15 protein-coding genes and 1 tRNA gene are annotated in these 18,813 nt (G+C 65.4%); 14 read left to right on the top strand and 2 right to left on the bottom strand.

Features of this window, described 5'->3' with window-relative positions; translation table 11 throughout:
* The first annotated feature begins 137 nt into the window (after positions 1-137).
* The 12 genes from fdnG to DOM33_RS15505 all read left to right on the top strand — a co-directional run bounded on the left by fdnG (position 138) and on the right by DOM33_RS15505 (position 13,873).
* Positions 138-3,212, top strand: a complete 3,075-nt coding sequence (fdnG, locus tag DOM33_RS15555; protein ID WP_476707502.1) for a formate dehydrogenase-N subunit alpha — start codon at positions 138-140, stop codon at positions 3,210-3,212.
* 9 nt (positions 3,213-3,221) lie between these two features.
* The gene (fdxH, locus tag DOM33_RS15550) at positions 3,222-4,238 is read left to right on the top strand and encodes a formate dehydrogenase subunit beta (protein ID WP_110670661.1); all 1,017 of its coding nucleotides are present in this window, start codon (positions 3,222-3,224) and stop codon (positions 4,236-4,238) included.
* Positions 4,235-4,879, top strand: a complete 645-nt coding sequence (locus DOM33_RS15545) for a formate dehydrogenase subunit gamma (protein ID WP_110670659.1) — start codon at positions 4,235-4,237, stop codon at positions 4,877-4,879. Before fdxH ends, DOM33_RS15545 begins: the two co-directional genes overlap by 4 nt.
* The gene (gene fdhE, locus DOM33_RS15540) at positions 4,866-5,849 is read left to right on the top strand and encodes a formate dehydrogenase accessory protein FdhE (protein WP_239495397.1); all 984 of its coding nucleotides are present in this window, start codon (positions 4,866-4,868) and stop codon (positions 5,847-5,849) included. The genes DOM33_RS15545 and fdhE overlap by 14 nt, the downstream gene beginning before the upstream one ends.
* 181 nt (positions 5,850-6,030) lie before the next feature.
* Positions 6,031-7,476 (top strand): L-seryl-tRNA(Sec) selenium transferase, encoded by a 1,446-nt coding sequence (selA, locus tag DOM33_RS15535; RefSeq protein WP_110670657.1) that lies wholly within the window; start codon positions 6,031-6,033, stop codon positions 7,474-7,476.
* A complete protein-coding gene (gene selB / locus DOM33_RS15530; protein WP_110670656.1) occupies positions 7,473-9,413 on the top strand; it encodes a selenocysteine-specific translation elongation factor in 1,941 nt (646 codons plus the stop codon). Before selA ends, selB begins: the two co-directional genes overlap by 4 nt.
* A 49-nt stretch (positions 9,414-9,462) precedes the next feature.
* Positions 9,463-9,558, top strand: a tRNA-Sec gene (locus DOM33_RS15525).
* A 637-nt stretch (positions 9,559-10,195) separates the two neighbouring features.
* On the top strand, positions 10,196-10,324 hold the full coding sequence (locus tag DOM33_RS16425) for a hypothetical protein (RefSeq protein ID WP_275425803.1): 129 nt from the start codon (positions 10,196-10,198) through the stop codon (positions 10,322-10,324).
* 73 nt (positions 10,325-10,397) lie between these two features.
* Positions 10,398-11,384, top strand: coding sequence for a cation diffusion facilitator family transporter (locus DOM33_RS15520; protein WP_110670772.1), 987 nt, complete (start codon positions 10,398-10,400; stop codon positions 11,382-11,384).
* Positions 11,385-11,580: 196 nt separating this feature from the next.
* Positions 11,581-12,123, top strand: a complete 543-nt coding sequence (sodC, locus tag DOM33_RS15515) for a superoxide dismutase family protein (protein WP_110670654.1) — start codon at positions 11,581-11,583, stop codon at positions 12,121-12,123.
* A gap of 183 nt (positions 12,124-12,306) precedes the next feature.
* Positions 12,307-12,978, top strand: coding sequence for a metal-dependent hydrolase (locus DOM33_RS15510; protein ID WP_110670652.1), 672 nt, complete (start codon positions 12,307-12,309; stop codon positions 12,976-12,978).
* Positions 12,979-13,204: 226 nt separating this feature from the next.
* Positions 13,205-13,873 carry a haloacid dehalogenase type II gene (locus DOM33_RS15505; protein WP_110670650.1) on the top strand — a complete coding sequence of 223 codons (669 nt, stop codon included), beginning with the start codon at positions 13,205-13,207 and terminating at the stop codon, positions 13,871-13,873.
* Between the two features lie 105 nt (positions 13,874-13,978).
* Here DOM33_RS15505 and DOM33_RS15500 read toward each other — a convergent pair whose 3' ends face one another.
* Complete coding sequence (locus tag DOM33_RS15500) at positions 13,979-14,236, bottom strand: YheV family putative zinc ribbon protein (RefSeq protein WP_110670648.1); 258 nt, start codon at positions 14,234-14,236, stop codon at positions 13,979-13,981.
* A gap of 57 nt (positions 14,237-14,293) precedes the next feature.
* The gene (prlC, locus tag DOM33_RS15495; RefSeq protein WP_110670645.1) at positions 14,294-16,345 is read right to left on the bottom strand and encodes an oligopeptidase A; all 2,052 of its coding nucleotides are present in this window, start codon (positions 16,343-16,345) and stop codon (positions 14,294-14,296) included.
* Between the two features lie 184 nt (positions 16,346-16,529).
* Here prlC and DOM33_RS15490 point away from each other — a divergent pair, with 184 nt between their 5' ends.
* Positions 16,530-17,870 (top strand): sodium-dependent transporter, encoded by a 1,341-nt coding sequence (locus DOM33_RS15490; RefSeq protein WP_110670644.1) that lies wholly within the window; start codon positions 16,530-16,532, stop codon positions 17,868-17,870.
* A gap of 22 nt (positions 17,871-17,892) precedes the next feature.
* A complete protein-coding gene (locus DOM33_RS15485; RefSeq protein ID WP_110670642.1) occupies positions 17,893-18,429 on the top strand; it encodes a gamma carbonic anhydrase family protein in 537 nt (178 codons plus the stop codon).
* Positions 18,430-18,813: the final 384 nt, after the last annotated feature.

The raw sequence follows: 18,813 nt of genomic DNA, 5'->3' as shown, positions 1-18,813 counted from the left end.
TACGCGACTTTAGTCTAATAAGCGGCATTAGCTGTCTCACGTTTAAGACAGTGAACGTAACGGTTTGCTATAAGGGACACCAAGGTGCCCGGGGTGGATAGAGGCGCCAATCAGAAGAAGACCAATGAGGAGCGACCATGGCTATCAATGTCACGCGGCGCCAGTTTTTCAAACTGGGCGGGGCGGGACTGGCGTCATCGAGTCTGGCGATGATGGGCTTTGCGCCCGAACCCGCCGAGGCATCGATTCGACAGTTCAAGCTGACGCACGCCAAAGAGACCCGGAATACCTGCACCTACTGCTCGGTCGGCTGCGGCATCCTGATCTACAGCAAGGGCGACGGCGCGAAGAACGTCGAACAGAACGTGTTCCACATCGAGGGCGACCCGGACCATCCGGTCTCCCGCGGCTCGCTCTGCCCGAAGGGCGCGGGTCTGCTGGACTTCGTCCACAGCAAGGGGCGTCTCGAATATCCGCAGGTTCGCGCCGCCGGCAGCGACGAGTGGCAGCGTGTCACCTGGGACGACGCGCTGAACCGCATCGCCCGCCATATCAAGGACGATCGCGACGCCAACTTCGTCCAGCGCAACGCCCAGGGGCAGACGGTCAATCACTGGACCACGACCGGCTTTCTCGCGGCTTCCGGCTCCTCCAACGAGGCCGGCTACATCACCCACAAGGTGGTGCGTAACCTCGGCATGGTAGCGTTCGACAACCAGGCGCGCGTCTGACACGGACCGACGGTGGCAGGTCTTGCCCCAACATTCGGTCGCGGTGCGATGACCAATCACTGGGTCGACATCCGCAATGCCAATTTGATTCTCTCGATGGGCGGCAACTCCGCCGAAGCGCATCCCGTGGGTTTCCGCTGGGTGACGGAGGCGATCGAGCACAATAACGCCGAGTTGATCACCATCGATCCACGCTTTACCCGTACCGGCGCCGTGGCGCAGGACAAGGCGTTCATCCGGACCGGCACCGACATCGCCTTTCTCGGCGGGCTGATCAGCTATCTGATCGAGACCGACCAGATCCAGCGCGAGTACGTGCTGAACTACACCGATGCGGCACTGGTCGTGCGGGCGGACTTCGGCTTCGAAGACGGTATCTTCTCCGGCTACGACGAGTCGACGCGCAGCTACGACAAGCAGTCCTGGATGTATGAAATGGGCGACGACGGCTTCGCGCGTCGTGACGAATCGCTCCAGAATCCGCGCTGCGTCTATCAGCTGGTGCGCGAACACTACGCGCGCTATACCCCCGCCATGGTCTCCAGCATCACAGGGATTCCGGTGGACACCATCGATCGCATCTGGAGAAAGATCGCTGCCACCGCGGTGCCGGATCGCACCATGACGATCCTGTACGCGCTCGGCTGGACGCAGCATTCGATCGGCTCGCAGATCATTCGCGCCGCGGCAATGGTCCAGCTGCTGCTGGGTAACATGGGGCTGCCGGGCGGTGGCGTCAACGCACTGCGCGGGCACTCCAACATCCAGGGTTTGACCGACCTCGGCCTGCTCTCCCAGCTGCTGCCGGGCTACATGTCGCTCGCCAGCGCCAAGGAGCAGGACTACGACGCCTATATCGACAAGCGGGCGAAACAGCCCACGGTCGAAGGGCAGGTCTCCTACTGGCAGCACTACGAGAAGTTTCACGTCAGTCTGATGAAGTCCTGGTACGGCGATGCCGCGACCGAGGGCAACGACTGGTGTTACGAGTGGCTGCCCAAACTCGAGCGGCCGCTCTACGACGTGCTCGATACCTTCGAACGGATGTCCAAGGGCGAGCTCAACGGCTACTTCTGCCAGGGGTTCAATCCGCTGGCGTCGTTCCCGGATCGCGCCAAGGTGACCCGCGCGCTGTCATCGCTGAAGTATCTGGTGGTGATGGATCCGCTCAACACCGAGACCAGCGAGTTCTGGAAGAACTACGGCGAATACAACGACGTCGACCCGAGCCAGATCGACACCGAAGTGTTCCGCCTGCCGACCTGCTGCTTCGCCGAGGACGACGGCTCCATCGTCAACAGCGCCCGCTGGCTGCAGTGGCACTGGGCGGCGCAACCGCCCCCGGGCGAGGCGCGACCGGACACCCAGATCATGGGCGAGCTGTTTCTGAAGGTGAAGCAGCTCTATCTGGAAGAGGGTGGCGTCTTCCCCGACCCCATCGTCAACCTGACCTGGGACTACAAGATCCCCGGCGAGCCGAAGGCGGAGGAGCTCGCCCGCGAGTTCAACGGCCGGGCGCTCGAGGATCTCACCGACGACGAGGGCAACGTCACTCGCCGCGCCGACGAGCAGCTTTCGGGCTTCGCCGAGCTGACCGCCGACGGCAAGACGGCCGCGGGCTGCTGGATCTTCACCGGTTGCTGGACCGAAGACGGCAACATGATGGCGCGTCGCGACAACTCGGACCCCTACGGTACCGGGAACACGCTGGGCTGGGCCTGGGCGTGGCCGATGAACCGTCGCGTGCTCTACAACCGGGCCAGCGCCGATGTCCAGGGGCGACCCTGGGGGCCGAACAAGGCGTTCGTCTGGTGGAGTAGCGAGCAGAGCCGCTGGATCGGCGCCGACGTGCCGGACTTCCCGCAGCAGTCGGCGCCCTCCGAGGGGCAGATGCCGTTCATCATGCAGCCCGAGGGGGTAGGGCATCTGTTCGCCGCCCAGAGCATGGTCGATGGGCCGTTCCCCGAGCACTACGAGCCGTTCGAATCGCCGGTGCCGCAGAACTTGCTCCACCCGGGCAAGGAGCGTGCGCGCAACAACCCGGCGGCGCGCATCTTCGACGGTGACCGCGCAGCGCTCGGCAAGCCGGAGGACTTTCCGCATGCGGCAACGACCTACCGTCTGACCGAACATTTCCACTACTGGACCAAGCACGCCGAGCTCAACGCCATCGTGCAGCCACAGCAGTTCGTCGAGATCGGCGAGGGGCTCGCCGCCGACATCGGCGTGGTCGCGGGGGACTGGGTCAAGGTGAGCTCCAACCGGGGCTTCATCAAGGCCGTGGCGGTCGTCACCAAGCGGATGCGCCCGATGATGATCGGCGACAAGCAGGTTCACCATGTGGGTATTCCGCTGCACTGGGGCTTCACCGGGGTCGCGAAGAAGGGGTATCTGGTCAACGCCTTGACCCCCTTCGTCGGTGACGCCAACACCCAGACGCCGGAGTACAAGTCGTTCACCGTTCGCGTCGAGAAGGCTTAAGGAGGGCTCATGGACAACTCTCAAAACATCATCGCCCGTTCCGCCACCACGACACCGCCGCCGCAGGTGCGCAACGACGTCGAAGAGGTGGCCAAGCTGATCGATGTCTCCAAGTGCATCGGCTGCAAGGCGTGTCAGGTCGCGTGCATGGAATGGAACGATCTGCGCGACGACGTGGGTGATTGTCACGGCACCTACGACAACCCGCGGGATCTTACCGCGGAGTCGTGGACCGTCATGCGTTTCAGCGAGTACGAGTCGAACGACGGCAACTTGGAGTGGCTGATCCGCAAGGATGGCTGCATGCACTGCGCCGAGCCTGGCTGCCTCGAGGCGTGTCCGGCGCCGGGGGCGATCGTGCAGTACGCCAACGGCATCGTCGATTTCGACTCCAACCACTGCATCGGCTGCGGCTACTGCATCACTGGCTGCCCGTTCGACATTCCGCGCATCTCGGAGAAGGACAACAAGTCCTACAAGTGCACGCTCTGTTCGGATCGGGTCAACGCCGGCATGGAGCCCGCCTGCGTCAAGACCTGCCCGACCAACTGCATCGAATTCGGCACCAAGAAGGACATGCTGGCTCGGGCCGAGAAACGCGTCGGCGATCTCAAGGCGCGCGGCTTTCGCGATGCGGGGATCTACGACCCGGCGGGCGTCGGCGGCACCCACGTAATGTACGTGCTGCACCACGCCGACGACCCCAACCGCTATGCCGGTCTGCCGAAGGATCCGCGGATCTCGCCGCTGGTGGGCGCGTGGAAAGGCGTCACCAAGCCGATCATGTCGGCGATCATCGGCATCACCGCCTTCGCCGGGGTGATCCACTACGTCACCAAGGGCCCGAAGGAGGAGCCGGAGAACGAACCGCACGACGGCGACGACGGTACGCCGCCGGCGTCCCGCGGGGACAGCGCCGGCAGCGGTGCCGCGTCGGGCACCGATCCGCACTCGCTCGGCTATGACGCAACCCGCACGTCGCGGCCGGCCAGCGATGCGCAGCGCCCGCCAGGGGGTGACCGATGAAAACGTCGCGCGATCGCCTGCTACGCTACTCGCCGCTGGATCGTGCCAACCACTGGACCATGGCGATGGCGTTTCTGCTCCTCGCTCTCTCCGGGCTGGCGTTCTTTCATCCGGCGTTCTTCTTTCTAACGCATACCCTCGGCGGTCCGGTCTGGGCGCGCATTCTCCACCCCTTCATCGGGGTGGTGCTGGTACTGCTTTTCTACGCCATGGCGGTGCGCCACGTGCGCAACAACCTGCTCGGCGAGAACGACGTCCAGTGGATGCGTCAGATCGGTGACGTGCTCAACAATCGCGACGAGAAGTTGCCGCCGATCGGCAAGTACAACCCAGGCCAGAAGCTGGTGTACTGGGCGCTGGTGGTCTCCATCGCGGTGCTGCTGATCAGCGGTGTGATCATGTGGCGCCCCTGGTTCGCGGGCTACTTCCCGATCCCGCTGATTCGCTTCGCCAGCCTGCTGCACGCCATCTCCGCCTTCGTTGCCATCGTCACCATCGTCGTGCATATCTACGCCGCACTCTGGGTGAAGGGCTCGGTACGGGCGATGACGCGAGGCTGGGTCACCCGCGCCTGGGCACGCCATCATCACGGCCTCTGGGCCCGCGAAAAAGAAGAGGGGGAGCGCCGTGAACGACACTGACGACAAGTCCCATAGCACCCCGCGTGCAACCGTCGACGCGACGGGCGAGCACGCTTTCGGCGAGGCGCTGCCTTCGCCCGGCGCGCCGCCGATGGTGGTGCTGGCCGAGCGCAAGCGTTTCGCCGAGCGCGCTCAACGGCTGCATCAGCTCGCCGAGCGGCTACCCGCGATGGCGGACTACCTGCGCTTCATGGCGAGCGTGGTCGAAGCCCAGCACCGGGTGGCGATGCAGACGCGCCCCTCGCTGGTCGACAGCGCCGAGGTGGCAATCAAGCACGGCGTGCCACCGCTCGCCGTCGACGGCCTGTGGCGAGACATGCCCTGGAACGAGGATCTCGAAGCGCTACTTGGCGAGCTCGACGAGACGATCGGCGAGGCCCAGCGGGCCTGGTTCGAGGCGCTGAAGTCGCGGTCGTTGGCAGCGCGTCGCGAGCTCGTTGTCGCGATCTTCGAAGGGCGCGCGCTCGACGCCGAATCGATGGCGATGGCGCCGCTGGTGGGGGCTGCGCTCCAGGTAGCCTGGACGCGACAGGCGCGGATGCTGCCTCGCCCGCCGGGGCGCCCCAGTGAGTCGATGCGCATGCTCTGCCCTTGCTGCGGTTCGCCGGCGGTGGCGAGCGTGATCCAGATCGGCATGGCGCGCTCCAAGGTGCGCTATCTGCACTGCGGGCTCTGCGCCACCGAGTGGTACGCCGAGCGTGCCCGCTGCGTGCAGTGCGGCGACAGCAAGACGCTCGACTACTGTGGCCTTGAGGACGAGAGCGGTGAACGCGCACTGCCGGTGAACGCCGAAACCTGCGACAACTGCCACAGTTATCTCAAGGTGATGCAGCGCGAATGGGAGGCCGGCGCCGACCCGGTCGCCGACGATCTGGCGAGCCTGGCGCTAGACATGATGATCGCCGATCGCGACCTTGCCCGACGGGCATTCAATCCGCTGCTGGTGCTCGGCGAACCCGCCGTCGACTAGGCCTGCTGTCGACGCCTGAGGCGGTATCCGAACGCCGGTGCGCTGCAGCGGTGAACCCATCAGTGCCCCATCGACCCGAGGTCTTCCGGCCTCGGGTCTCTTGTTTCAGTGGCGTGACGGCGATTAAATCGAGGCATGCCCGGCGTCGCCTCCGGCCACCCTTCGACCTGTCGAGTCCTCCATGTCCGAGACCGGTTCTCCCAAGACGAATTTCGCCAAGACCGATCTACGTCGTCATCTGCCCGCCGTGGCGTCACTGCTGGCCCATCCTGCGCTGCAGACGGCACGGGCGCGCCACGGCGAGCGAGCGCTCACCCGCGCCATCCGTGAGACGCTCGCCGCCTGGCGGCATCGCTTGGCGAGACCCGATGCCCCGACGACACTCGATGACGCCTCGCTGATCGACGAGATTGTCGAGCGGCTCGGTCGACTGACTCAATCCAACGCCCGGGCGGTGTTCAACCTCACCGGTACGGTGATTCATACCAACCTCGGACGCGCACCGCTGGCGGAGTCCGCCATCGACGCCGTGGTGCAGGCCGCACGTCACCCCATCGCCCTGGAGTACGACCTGGAGGCGGGGCGGCGCGGCGACCGCGACCGACTGGTGGAGGAACTTCTCGCCGAACTGACCGGGGCCGAGGCCGCGACCGTGGTCAACAACAACGCCGCCGCCGTGCTGCTCGGGCTGACCGCGCTGGGGGCCGGGCGCGAGGCGATCATCTCCCGCGGCGAGATGATCGAGATCGGCGGCGCCTTTCGCATGCCGGACGTGATGACCGCCGCCGGCTGTCGTCTGGTCGAGGTCGGCGCCACCAATCGCACTCACGCCCGGGATTTCCAGCAGGCGCTGAGCGAGGCGAGCGGCATCATCGTCAAGGCGCATACCTCCAACTACGCCGTGACCGGTTTCACCAGCAGCGTTGCCGAGCGCGAGCTCGCCGAGATCGCCCACGCGCACGGCATTCCTTTCATGATCGATCTGGGCAGCGGCGCGCTGACCGATTTTCGCGCCCTCGACCTGCCTCACGAATCGCAGCCGGCGGAGGCGATCGCCGCTGGCGCAGACCTGGTGACCTTCAGCGGCGACAAGCTGCTCGGCGGGCCGCAAGCGGGCATCGTGGTGGGCAAGCGCGAGGCGATCGACCGGCTCAAGCGCCATCCGCTCAAGCGTGCGCTGCGCTGCGACAAGCTCACCCTCGCCGCGCTGGAGGCGACCCTCCGGCTCTATCGCGACAGCGATGCCCCCGAGCGCGACCTGCCGGCGCTGCGCCTTTTGACCCGGCGTGATACCGAGATCGCCGCGCAGGCGACGCGACTCGCGCCCGCCGTGACCGCCGCCCTCGAAGGCATCGCCAGCGTGCGCGTCGAGGCGTGCCGTAGCCAGCTCGGCAGCGGTTCGCTACCGGTGGACCGGCTCGATAGCCATGCGCTGGTGATGCGGGCTGCGAGCGGCCGGGCGCTGGAGCGGCTCGAGCGCGCCCTGCGCGGACTTCCGCGCCCGGTGATCGGGCGTCTCCACGACGAAGCGCTCTGGCTCGACCTGCGCTGTTTGGCGGCCGACGCCGACGAGGCGGCGTTCGCCGCCCAGCTCGAAGCGCTGCCGCGCTGCTGGGAGGCGGCATGATCGTCGGTACCGCAGGGCACGTCGACCATGGCAAGACCGCACTGATTCAGGCGCTCACCGGAGTGGCCACCGACCGGCTCAAGGAGGAGCAGGCGCGCGGGCTGACCATCGAGGCGGGCTACGCCTATCCCGAGCCGCCGCCGGACCACCCCGACGTGACGCTGGGCTTCATCGATGTCCCGGGGCACGAGCGCTTCATTGCCAACATGCTCTCCGGTGCGGCGGGTATCGAGGCGATGCTGCTGGTGGTCGCCGCCGACGATGGCATCATGCCGCAGACCGTCGAGCACGCGCGCATCCTCGAGCTGCTCGGCGTCACCCGTGCCTGGGTCGCGCTGACCAAGACGGACCGGGTCGAGCCGGCACGGGTCGACCAAGTGCGTGGCGAGATCGATGACTGGCTGGCCGCGACGCCGTTCGTCGGCGCGCCAATCTTCGCCGTGTCGAGTATCACCGGCGAGGGCATCGCCGCGCTCGGAGGCACCCTCTGGTCGACCGCCGCCGCGGTGGCGCCTGCCGCTGCCGAGGGCGGTTTTCGTCTCGCCGTCGATCGGGTCTTCGTCAAGCGCGGTGCCGGGGTCGTGGTCACCGGCACCGTGCGAGCGGGCCGCGTGAGTCTCGGCGAGCGGGTGCGCCTGCTCCCTTCGGGATTGGATGCCCGGGTGCGCGGCCTGCGCTGTCAGAATCGAGAGGTGACGACGGCGCGGCGCGGCGAGCGCTGCGCGATCAACTTGAGCGGTAGCGACATCGAGCGCGGGCGTCTCGAGCGCGGCGAATGGGTCGTGGGCAGCGGCTCTCGGATCGCGGATCGCCAGCGACTGGACGTCGATCTGCGGCTGCTGCCGGAAGCCTCATCGCTCAGGCACTGGACTCGCGTTCACCTGCACCACGCGAGCGCCCATGTCACCGGGCGAGTGTCGCTGCTGGAAGGGGAAACCCTGACGCCGGGCGCATCGGCACTGGGTCAGCTCGTGCTCGACGAGCCGCTGCAGGCGGCTCACGGCGATTCGATCGTGCTGCGCGATCACGGTGCCCAGCACACGCTGGGCGGGGCCCGGGTGCTGGATGTCGCGCCGCCGCGTCGTGGGGCGCGAAAGCCAGAGCGGCTGGCGTGGCTCGCCACGCTTCGCCGGCTGCCTGCCGAGGGGGCCGCGTCGGCGCGTCTCGAGCGCCTCTGGACGAGGGCAGAGGCGCCGCAGGGGCTCGACCTCGAGGCGCTGGCCACCAACTTCGATCTCGAACTGGACGCGGTGCGTGACGCCGCGCTCGACGCCGGGTGGCGAGTGATCGCCAGCGGCACGGCGAGGCAGGCATTGACGGCGGGGCGGCTCGCCGAGCTCGAAACCCTCGTCAAGGCGCGGCTCGCCGAGATCCACTCGCAGGAACCCGCCATGCGGGGTGTGGAGATCGATCGGCTGCGGCGTATGAGCGTGCCAGGGCTGCCCGTGGCGCTATTTCGACCGCTGCTCGAGACGTGGAAGGACGGCGGGGAGATCGTCCAGCGCGGACCCTTCATTGCGCTTGCCGGCCATAGCGCGGCACTCGGCGAGAGGGATGCCGAGCGCTGGCGGGCGGTGCGTCCGCTGCTCGAGGCATCGCCCTTCGAGCCGCCGCGGGTGCGTGACATCGCCACCGCGTTCGGTTGGGACGAGGTCGAGACGCGCAGGCTACTGCGCGAGGTGGCACTGCTGGGCGAACTGTATCAGCTGCGCCGCGATCACTACTTTTTGACCGAGACCGTGGTGCGCTTTGCCGCATGGATACGCGAGCTCGACGCCCTCTCACCGGATGGGGCGACGGCGGCGGCGTTTCGGGATCGAGTCGGCTGCGGTCGCAAGCTGGCGGTAGCGATTCTCGAATTTTTCGATCGAATTGGTTTTACCCGGCGCATCGGCGATGGTCATAGGGTGATCCGAGACGATATGCTGTTCGACTGAAGTCGCCGGTCACCCGTGTGCCTAACGCAAGCGTTCGGGTGCCGATAGCGGAAGAGAATCGTCCCCCGGTGGGGCGCCAGGACTTCAACTCCTGGAGGGGCTGCCAGCGGTCCCTGGTGGGTTCGACTCCCACTCTCTTCCGCCAGGCTCAATTCATTCGCAAGCCTGGCCGTTACGCCCTCCCGCCTAGTCGTATCGATGCACTCGTCAGTGGCCATGACCTTGAGTCAGCGCATCAGCGAGCAGGAAAAATGCGTCGTCATTGAACGGACGTTCAGATTCAAGTCCCTGATTGAAAAGGCCTACATCTCGCCATTAATAGAAGTGATGCGATGATAACGATAAAAACCTTGGACAGGCCGACTTACCAGTTCACTCTGATCGTGCTCACTTAGCCAAGAGGCGTTAACCGCAATGGATCGCGGGAGTGGGCACTCGTTGGTTTCTCCCTCCCTGCATGTCTCGTTAGCCCGTTATTCCCCGAGCGCCCTGCCGCTTCCCTTCAATATTCGACTTACCGCTTCACTCGCCGTACCGCTTCACTCGCCGTATTGCTTCACTCGCGTTAGCGCCCGATCGGCACAGGCGCCTCGTAGATTCGTGGCGGCTTCATTCGCGTGCGCGTGACTGTCGCGCCGACGCCTTTCGTTCGCTTCGCGTCGCCCCGGGCCTGCAGCGTCACTCACGCCGACGGCGTGTGAGGAGTGCTACGATTCGGCTTCGGGCAGGCGCCTGGTATTGAGCGACAAGATCATGCGGGATGGAAAAAGGAGCGCGACATCATGCAGGGATCGCTGATCGGTATCATCGTGGGGCTTGGCGTCTGGGCGGCAACGGCCGAATGGGCGCTGGGCATCGGCGCAGGAATCGCCTGCGGCATCGCGTGGGATCTCTGGCGCCAGCGCGGCTAGCCGCCGTCGACGTAATACAATAGCGTCGAGAGTGTGGTCTACCATGGCACGACACTTTCATCGGACGCCCATCATGTCCTCACCCCACGCTTCTGAGCCGCACCCGGCGCATGGCCACTCACATGCTTCTCACGACCACGACCACGACCACGACCATTCGCATTCTCACGTCCCCACGGTAACCGCCGACAGCGCACGACGGGTCAAGTTCGCCATGCTGCTGACGGCAGGCTTCATGCTGGCGGAGGTGGTCGGCGGCGTCGTCTCGGGGTCGCTGGCGCTATTGGCCGATGCGGGGCACATGTTCAGCGACAGTTTTTCCCTGGCACTGGCACTGGCCGCTTTCACGATGGGCGAGAAGTCGCCGGACGGCCGGCGGACGTTCGGCTATCAGCGCTTTCAGGTGCTGGCGGCCTTCGTCAACGGCCTGATGCTGTTCGCCATTGCTGGCTGGATCGTGGTCGCTGCCATTCAACGTTTCACCGAGCCGGTCGAGGTCATGGCGGCCCCGATGATGGCGGTGGCCGTGCTCGGGCTCGTGGTCAATCTCGTGGTGTTCAAGATTCTTCACGGCGGCGATCACGAGAATCTCAACCTGCGCGGCGCGCTGCTTCATGTACTGGGCGATCTACTGGGCTCGGTCGCCGCCATCGTCGCCTCCGTGGTGATACTGCTGACGGGATGGACACCGATCGACCCGCTGCTGTCGATGCTGGCCGCCGCGCTGATTCTGCGCGCGGCCTGGACGATCCTGCGCCGCTCCGCCCATACCCTGCTGGAAGGCACGCCCGAGGGGGTCGACACCGACGAGATTCGCCTGGCCCTGCTCGCCGTCGATGGGGTCGAGAGCCTTCATGACATGCACGTCTGGGGCCTGACGCCGCAGGCGCCGCTGTTGAGCGCGCATCTGGTCATCGGGGCGGCAGGTCGGCACGACGCCGTCACCACGGCGGCCTATGCCGTGCTTCACGAACGCTTCGGCATCGAGCACGCCACGCTACAGGTCGAGACGCGCCACTGTCTGACCGGCGGCGACTGCCGGGGTGATGCGGTCGCGTAGTCGTGCCGCTAGGTCAGCGAACCGATGGCAGTCGTGGACGTTCAACCCGGCGATGTCTGAGTGTGTCGCCTCTGACGCCGCTGCCATTGCCATTCGCTGATCGCACCCGGTTGGCGCGGAGCGCATCGATATCTCATCGCATCGGCGGCGTTGTTTGACTACGTTGAAACATGACACTCACGCACGGAGAGAGCATATGCAACGCAACGGACTGATGGGACTTGGCGCAGGACTGCTGCTGGCGGTATCCGGACTGGCGCAGGCGGAAACGACCGTCGAGATGCACAGCGTCTCGAAGGACGGCGTCGGCGACAGCGTGGGTACGGTCATGGCCGAAGACACCGAACATGGCCTGCTGCTGACGCCGGACCTGGCCGGGCTCGATGCCGGCATCCATGGTTTCCACATGCACGCCAACGCGAGCTGCGAACCCAGCGACAGCGATGGCGAGACAACGCCGGCGGGCGCAGCTGGCGGTCACTTCGACCCCGAGAGCACCGAGACACACCAGGGCCCCTACAGCGACGAAGGTCATCTGGGTGACCTGCCCGCCCTGATGGTCGACGACGAGGGCAATGCCACGACGCCGGTGCTGGCGCCGCGACTGAGCGAAGAAGATCTCGCCGGGCATGCCTTCATCGTGCACGAAGGGGGTGACAACTACTCCGACGAGCCCAAACTCGGCGGTGGTGGCAGCCGCGTCGCCTGCGGTGTGATCGAGTCGGGTGAGAGCGCCTGACACCGGATTGCCAAAATGGCAGGTACTGCGGCCCCGTCTTTGACGGGGCCGTTTCGTTTCTGGCGCCGCCCTCGATGATTCGACGGCCGTCGCCGCTCAGAATGTTCCCGCTAAGCTATTGTTTTCCATGAGTCGCAGGCCGCATAATCTGTTGATTTATCCAGTTATGGGGCGTTGGCGCCGATGGCCAATTTTCGCACGCACTTCGGAGTCGCCAGCGTCGGCGGTCTTCTCGTCTCCCAGGCGGGATGGCAGGCGTCGCTGTATGGGCTCTGGCAGGCCTGTGCCATCGCCGGACTCATCGCCTTCGGCGGCATTCTTCCCGACATCGACGCCGACAACTCCCGGGCCGTGCGGCTGATCTTTCAGATACTCGCGCTGATCGCCGTGGTGATGACGGTGATGGTGTTCCAGCACCGCGTGACGCCTGCCATGTTGTTTGCCGCCTGTGGTGGCGCCTATCTGGGCGTGCGCTACGTGGCGAGCGCGGTCTTTGCGCGTTTCACCGTTCACCGCGGGCTCTGGCACTCTCTGCTGGCCGCGGCGTTGAGCGGACTGGGGGCGACGGCTGCGAGCTTTACGCTGCTGGATCAGCCGGCGTCTCTCGCCTGGCTCCACGGTCTGGCGCTGACACTCGGCTTTCTCATCCATCTCACCCTCGATGAGCTCTACAGCGTCGATCTCACCGGCGCGCGTCTCAAGCGCTCCTTCGGCACTGCGCTCAAGCCTTTCGACTGGCACGCCCCCGGCAGCACGCTGATGCTGATACTCACGTCGGTTCACCTCTTTGCCTGGCTGCCCTCGTTCAGCGTGCTGCGCGATGTGTTGGTGCAATCGCTGACTCTCTGGCGCTGAGCTCCAACGCCGGTCGGCACCCCGCCCCTGAGACGAACCGCTGTCTCATCGATCGGCGCGAGCGCCTCGCGTGGATCAGGCCAGTGAGTGAACAAAAGCGCGTTCGCCGCGATGCCAGACGCGAGTCGTCCAACGAATAGACAGCGTGCCGACTACACTGGAGGCCTTCAGGATCGACACGCCAAGGGGTGTCGATGACCCATGGATCGACAGGGAGTCGAGGACGATGCATCTGGTATTTGACGTCAATGAAACGCTGCTCGATACCGCAGCGCTCAACCCGCTTTTCTCGCGACTGTTCGGCGACGAAGCGTTCCGGCCGATGTGGTTTCTCACGCTCCAGGAAGAGTGGATGACCACCACGCTGATCGACCGTTTCGAGCCTTTTGCGACGCTCGCCAAGCGCGCACTACGCCAGCTTGGCGCCACTCAGGGCGTCGAAGTGACCTCGGCGGACGAGGAGGAGCTGGTCGAACGCGTGCTGACGATGCCGGCCCACGCCGGCGCCGCCGATACCCTTGCCATGCTCAAACGGAAAGGTCACACGCTGACCGCGCTCACCAACAGTGCACTCGACGCCGCGCAGGGCCAGCTGACGCGTGCCGGGCTGATCGAACACTTCGATGCCGTGTTGAGCGTCGAGAGTGTCTCGCGCTACAAGCCGGCGCCGGCGCCGTATCGGCACGCGGCGGATCACTGGTCGGTCACGGCCGAGGAGATGGTGATGATCGCCGCCCACGGCTGGGATCTGCTGGGCGCCAACGCCGCCGGCATGAAGACCGCCTTCATTGCGCGCCCCGGCAAGGCGATGGATCCCCAACTGGAGGGCGTGCCTGACTGGTACGACGACGACCTCGAGCGGTTGATGCGCCGAGTCGTGGCCGAGGAAGTCTGAGAAGGGAGAAGCCTAAAAGAGGAAGAGGCTCAGAAAAACGGCGGTGAATCCCGTGAGGGGTCGCCGCCGTTTTTCTGGGCCATGTGTCGGCGCCGCGTACCGATCTCAGCGCTTGGGTTTGGGGTCGAGAATGCGGACGGGAGAAATTTCCTCGCTGGCGGGCCGGTTGGCCTCGCGCTCGCGGTTGACGCGGGTCGGGAGCTCCTGGCCCGTCTCTTCATCGACCGGCAGCTGTTCGAAGAAGTCACAGCTGACACAGTCACGGTAGCGGATGCCGTTCTGCTCCCAGGAGCGTACGCGATCCATGGCAGCGCAGCGCGGACAGATCGCGCCGGCGATGAAACGTTTGGGGGTCTGAGTCATGGTCTCCTCGATGCCGGACGAACGGCGACATGCCGCCCGTCCGATGCCTGTCGCGGGTTAGGCGGCGTCCTTCGAAACGATGCCCGTATGTCGCAGCAGCGGTTCGATGCTCGGTTCACGGCCGCGGAACGCTTCGAAGAGCGCCGCTGCCTCGCGGGAGCCGCCGCGTTCCAAGATCTCCTCGCGGAAGCGCTGGCCCGTCTCGGCATCGAAGATGCCGGCCTCTTCGAAAGCGCTGTAGGCATCCGCCGAGAGCACCTCTGCCCACTTGTAGCTGTAGTAGCCCGCTGCGTAGCCGCCGGCGAAAATGTGACCGAAGCCGTTCTGGAAGCGGTTGAAGGCGACGCTCGGCACCACCGAGACCTGCGAACGAACCTCGTCGAGCAGTGCCTGTACGTCGGCAGCGTTGGGGGCGCTCAGCTCGTGGTGCAGCCGCAGGTCGAACAGCGAGAACTCGAGCTGGCGCATCATCTGCATGGCGGACTGGAAGTTGCGCGCGGCCTGCAGTTTCTCCAACAGTTCGTCGGGCAGCTTCTCGCCGGTATCGACGTGGCCGGCGATCAGGTCGAGCCCTTCGCGCTCCCAGCAGAAATTCTCCATGAACTGGCTCGGCAGCTCCACGGCGTCCCACGCCACGCCGCTGATGCCGGAGACATCGGCCACCGTCTGACGGGTGAGCATGTGGTGCAGGCCGTGCCCGAACTCGTGGAACAGCGTCAGCACTTCCTCGTGGGTGAGCAGTGCCGGCTTGCCGCCCACGGGTGGGGTGAAGTTGCAGGTGAGATAGGCCACCGGCAGCTGCAGCTCGCCATCCTCACGCAGACGCCGGGTCCGGCAGACGTCCATCCAGGCACCGCCGCGCTTGCCTTCTCGCGCGTAGAGATCGAGATAGAACCCGGCGATGGGACGACCACCGTCCAGGACCTCGAAATAGCGCACGTCAGGATGGTAACGCGGCGCCTCGGGGTTCTCGGCCATGGTGACGCCGAAAAGCCGACCGACGACCCGGAACAGACCTTCCACCGCACGCGGCGCCGGGAAATAGGGGCGAAGCTGCTCCTGTGAGATGGCGTAGCGCGTCTGACGCAGTTTTTCACTGACGTAGCCGACGTCCCAGGGTTCGAGCGTTTCCAGACCCAGGCTTTCGCGGGCATAGGCCTTGAGCTCTTCGACATCGTCGCGGGCTTGGGGGCGAGCACGCTCGGCGAGGTCGTCGAGGAAGCCGAGCACCTGCTGCGGCGAGTCCGCCATCTTGGTTTCCAGCGAGAAGTCGGCGTAGGTCGCGAAGCCGAGCAGCTCGGCGAGCTCCTGACGCAGCGTCAACGTCTCTTCGATGATCGGGGCGTTGTCGTTGTCACCCGCGTTGGGGCCCTGATCGGAGGCGCGGGTGACGAAGGCGGTGTAGACCTCGCGGCGCAGCTCGCGATCCTCGGCGAAGGTCATCACCGGCAAAAAGCTCGGGACATCGAGGGTGATGCGATAGCCGGACTGCGACTTTGCCTCGGCGTACGCCTTGAGTGTCTCGAGGGCACTCTCGGGCAACCCGTCGAGACGCGATGCGTCGTCGAGCGACTTGTCCCATGCCTGGGTGGCGTCGAGCAGCTGATTGGAGAAGGTATTGCCGAGCTCGGAGAGGCGCGCTTGGATTTCGCCATAGCGACGCTTCTTGTCATCGGGCAGATCGACGCCGGCGAGGCGGAAGTTGCGCAGCGTGTCGTCGATCGACTTGCGCTGGCCTTCGTCCAGGGTGGCGTACTCGTCGCTCGCCTTGAGACGCTCGAATGCCGCGAACAGGGCGGTGTTCTGTCCCACCCAGGTGCTGTATTCGGAGAGCATCGCCAGGCACTGCTGATAGGCCTCGCGTAGCGCGTCGCTGTTCATGACCGAATTGAGATGCGAGACCGGGGAAAAGGCCTGCGATAGTCGATCGTCCAGCGCCTCGAGCGGCGCGGCCAGCGTCGCCCAGCTGACCTCCTGCTGTGCGGTCAGCGCCTCGATCGCCTGACGGTTCTCGGTGATGATCGTCTCGATCGCCGGCACGACGTGCTCGGGACGGATCGTCTCGAACGGCGGCAGCGTATGATGTTCGAGCAGCGGGTTGTGCGACATGATCACCTCTTGGCGAGTCGAATAAGTGCATTCTAGATGGGGGAGGTCGCGCCCGCTTTCAATGCGCGGCCGCGGGATTGGCCGGTCGACCCCGCCCTGCTAGGCTCTGCCGGCGCCGCGGGGCGCCGACCTTCCGGGCGATGGCCCCTGACTTCATCCACTTGCGATACGAGAGACGCCACCGATGAACGAGACCCTCGAGCGCTGGCAGTCTCGCCGTGCTTTCATTCTGGCCGTGACCGGCGCCGCGGTGGGGCTCGGCAACATCTGGCGCTTCCCCTACATGACCGGGGAGAACGGGGGCGCCGCGTTTCTGCTGCTCTACGTCGTCTTCGTCGCCCTGCTGGGGCTGCCCATGATGATGGCGGAGATCATGATCGGCCGGGCGGGGCGGCGAAGTCCGATGCAGGCGCTCGCCTTTCTCGCCGACGAGGCGGGGGTGAGTCCCCTCTGGCGCTGGCTGGGGCTGTTCGGCGCGATGACCACTTTCTTCATTCTCTCTTTCTATTCGGTGGTGTCCGGGTGGTCGATCGAGTACCTGGTGGGGGCCGTCAACGGTGACTTCGTCGGCCGATCGGCACCCCAGATCGGTTCGGGCTTCGAGGCTTTCCTGCTCGATCCGCTGCGCATGACCTTCAACCATACGCTGTTCATGCTGCTGACGATGTCGGTGGTCGCGGCGGGGATCAACAGCGGCCTCGAGAAGCTCAACAATGTGATGATGCCGCTGCTCTATCTGATCCTGCTGGTGCTCGGCGGCTATGCCGTGACCACCGCAGGGTTCGGCGAGGCGATGCACTGGCTCTTTACTCCCGATCTGGCGGCGATCGATCTGACCGTGGTGCTCAACGCCATGGGGCATGCGTTCTTCACGCTGGCGGTGGGAGCCTGTGCGCTGATGGCCTATGGCGCCTACATGCCGGACGATCAGAGCCTGCCAAGGGCGGTCTTCGCGGTCGCGCTTCTGGACATCGCCGTGGCGCTGCTCTCGGGAATCGCGATTTTCTCGGTGGTCTTCAGTCACGGTCTCGATCCCACGGAAGGGCCGGGATTGATGTTCGTCACGCTGCCGGTCGCGTTCAGCGGGCTACCCGGTGGACAGCTCTGGCTGGGAGCGTTCTTCCTGCTGCTGCTGGTGGCGACCTGGACCTCCTCGATCAACCTTGCCGAACCGATGGTGGCGATGCTGGTCGGCCGCGGTTGGCGTCGCGGGCGAGCCGCCACGCTGATCGGTGCGCTGGTCTGGCTGGTGGGGCTGCTCTCGGTGCTGTCGTTCTCGTCGCTCAAGGACGTGCACTGGTTCGTCGGCATGAACTTCTTCGCGCTGGTGACGACGGTACCGCCGGATATCTTTCTGCCGATCGGCGGGCTTCTGATCGCGATCTTCGCCGTTTGGCGGATGCCGAAGGAGGCGGCCATTTCCGCGCTCGGCGTCTCGCCCGGTCGTTTCGTCATATGGCGAACGCTGGTGCGCTACGTATCGATTCCGTTGACGGCGATCGTGCTACTGTCGAGCCTGATCTGAACCCCGACTGCGAGGTGGGACCATGACGATTCGAACTTACCAGGGCGTGACCCCGAGCCTCGGCGAACGGGTCTTCGTCGACGAGACCAGTGTCGTGCTGGGGGATGTTGCGCTCGGCGATGACAGCTCCGTGTGGCCGATGGCGGTGATTCGCGGCGACGTTCACCGTATCCGCATCGGTGCCCGTACCAGCATCCAGGATGGGTCGGTGCTGCACGTCACCCATGCAAGCGACTTCAATCCCGGCGGTTTTCCGCTGATCATCGGTGACGAGGTCACTGTCGGGCACAAGGCCATGCTCCATGGCTGTACCATTGCCGATCGCGTGCTCATTGGCATGGGCGCGATCCTGCTCGACGGCGTCACCGTCGAACCAGAGGTGATCGTTGCCGCCGGCGCACTGGTGCCGCCGGGCCGGACGCTTGCGAGCGGCTACGTCTACGGTGGCAATCCGGCGAAGCCGCTGCGCGAGCTCAAGGATTCGGAGCGTGAGTTCTTCGCCTATTCGGCGGCGAACTACGTGAAAGTGAAGGATCAGCATCGCGACGGCGACGCGTAGAACGTTGATCATTCGTGGCGATGTTTCAGTAGGCGCGTCGCTGCGTACCTGCCTCTCCCCGGTTCAATTCATGCATGACACTAGGTGCTCAAACGCTATCGGCCCTTCCGACACGAGTTCTAGGCAGGCTCGCGCGCCCGCCGGCGAGCTTCCTTGGCGTTACCGTCCGTTTCGCTTTCCTATATAGAGGGCGAATATCCAGAAGCGACTGGCAGGGGAAAACGCCCATCCTGCCGGCGACAGAAGGCGGCACGACGGGGCTAAGCGGTGGGCGATCGAAAATCGGGAGGAAAAGTTGGAATCAACGCTTGCCAAGTCGGCGGCGGGTCCGTAAAGTACGCATCCGCTGACGCCGAGACAGGTTTTCGGGGTTAGCGTGAAGTA

The sequence above is a fragment of the Salinicola halophilus genome, assembly GCF_003206155.1.
Taxonomy (GTDB): Bacteria; Pseudomonadota; Gammaproteobacteria; order Pseudomonadales; family Halomonadaceae; genus Salinicola; species Salinicola halophilus.
This window is presented reverse-complemented; position numbering and strand designations above follow the sequence as displayed.

Bases quoted from the DNA above. Each gene is read 5' to 3' on its own strand.
- DOM33_RS15505 (WP_110670650.1), top strand. From the start codon at position 13,205: ATGCATCTGGTATTTGACGTCAATGAAACGCTGCTCGATACCGCAGCG.
- prlC (WP_110670645.1), bottom strand. From the start codon at position 16,345: ATGTCGCACAACCCGCTGCTCGAACATCATACGCTGCCGCCGTTCGAG.
- fdxH (WP_110670661.1), top strand. From the start codon at position 3,222: ATGGACAACTCTCAAAACATCATCGCCCGTTCCGCCACCACGACACCG.
- DOM33_RS15545 (WP_110670659.1), top strand. From the start codon at position 4,235: ATGAAAACGTCGCGCGATCGCCTGCTACGCTACTCGCCGCTGGATCGT.
- DOM33_RS15500 (WP_110670648.1), bottom strand. From the start codon at position 14,236: ATGACTCAGACCCCCAAACGTTTCATCGCCGGCGCGATCTGTCCGCGC.
- DOM33_RS15485 (WP_110670642.1), top strand. From the start codon at position 17,893: ATGACGATTCGAACTTACCAGGGCGTGACCCCGAGCCTCGGCGAACGG.
- DOM33_RS16425 (WP_275425803.1), top strand. From the start codon at position 10,196: ATGCAGGGATCGCTGATCGGTATCATCGTGGGGCTTGGCGTCTGGGCG.
- DOM33_RS15490 (WP_110670644.1), top strand. From the start codon at position 16,530: ATGAACGAGACCCTCGAGCGCTGGCAGTCTCGCCGTGCTTTCATTCTG.
- DOM33_RS15520 (WP_110670772.1), top strand. From the start codon at position 10,398: ATGTCCTCACCCCACGCTTCTGAGCCGCACCCGGCGCATGGCCACTCA.
- selB (WP_110670656.1), top strand. From the start codon at position 7,473: ATGATCGTCGGTACCGCAGGGCACGTCGACCATGGCAAGACCGCACTG.
- selA (WP_110670657.1), top strand. From the start codon at position 6,031: ATGTCCGAGACCGGTTCTCCCAAGACGAATTTCGCCAAGACCGATCTA.
- DOM33_RS15510 (WP_110670652.1), top strand. From the start codon at position 12,307: ATGGCCAATTTTCGCACGCACTTCGGAGTCGCCAGCGTCGGCGGTCTT.
- sodC (WP_110670654.1), top strand. From the start codon at position 11,581: ATGCAACGCAACGGACTGATGGGACTTGGCGCAGGACTGCTGCTGGCG.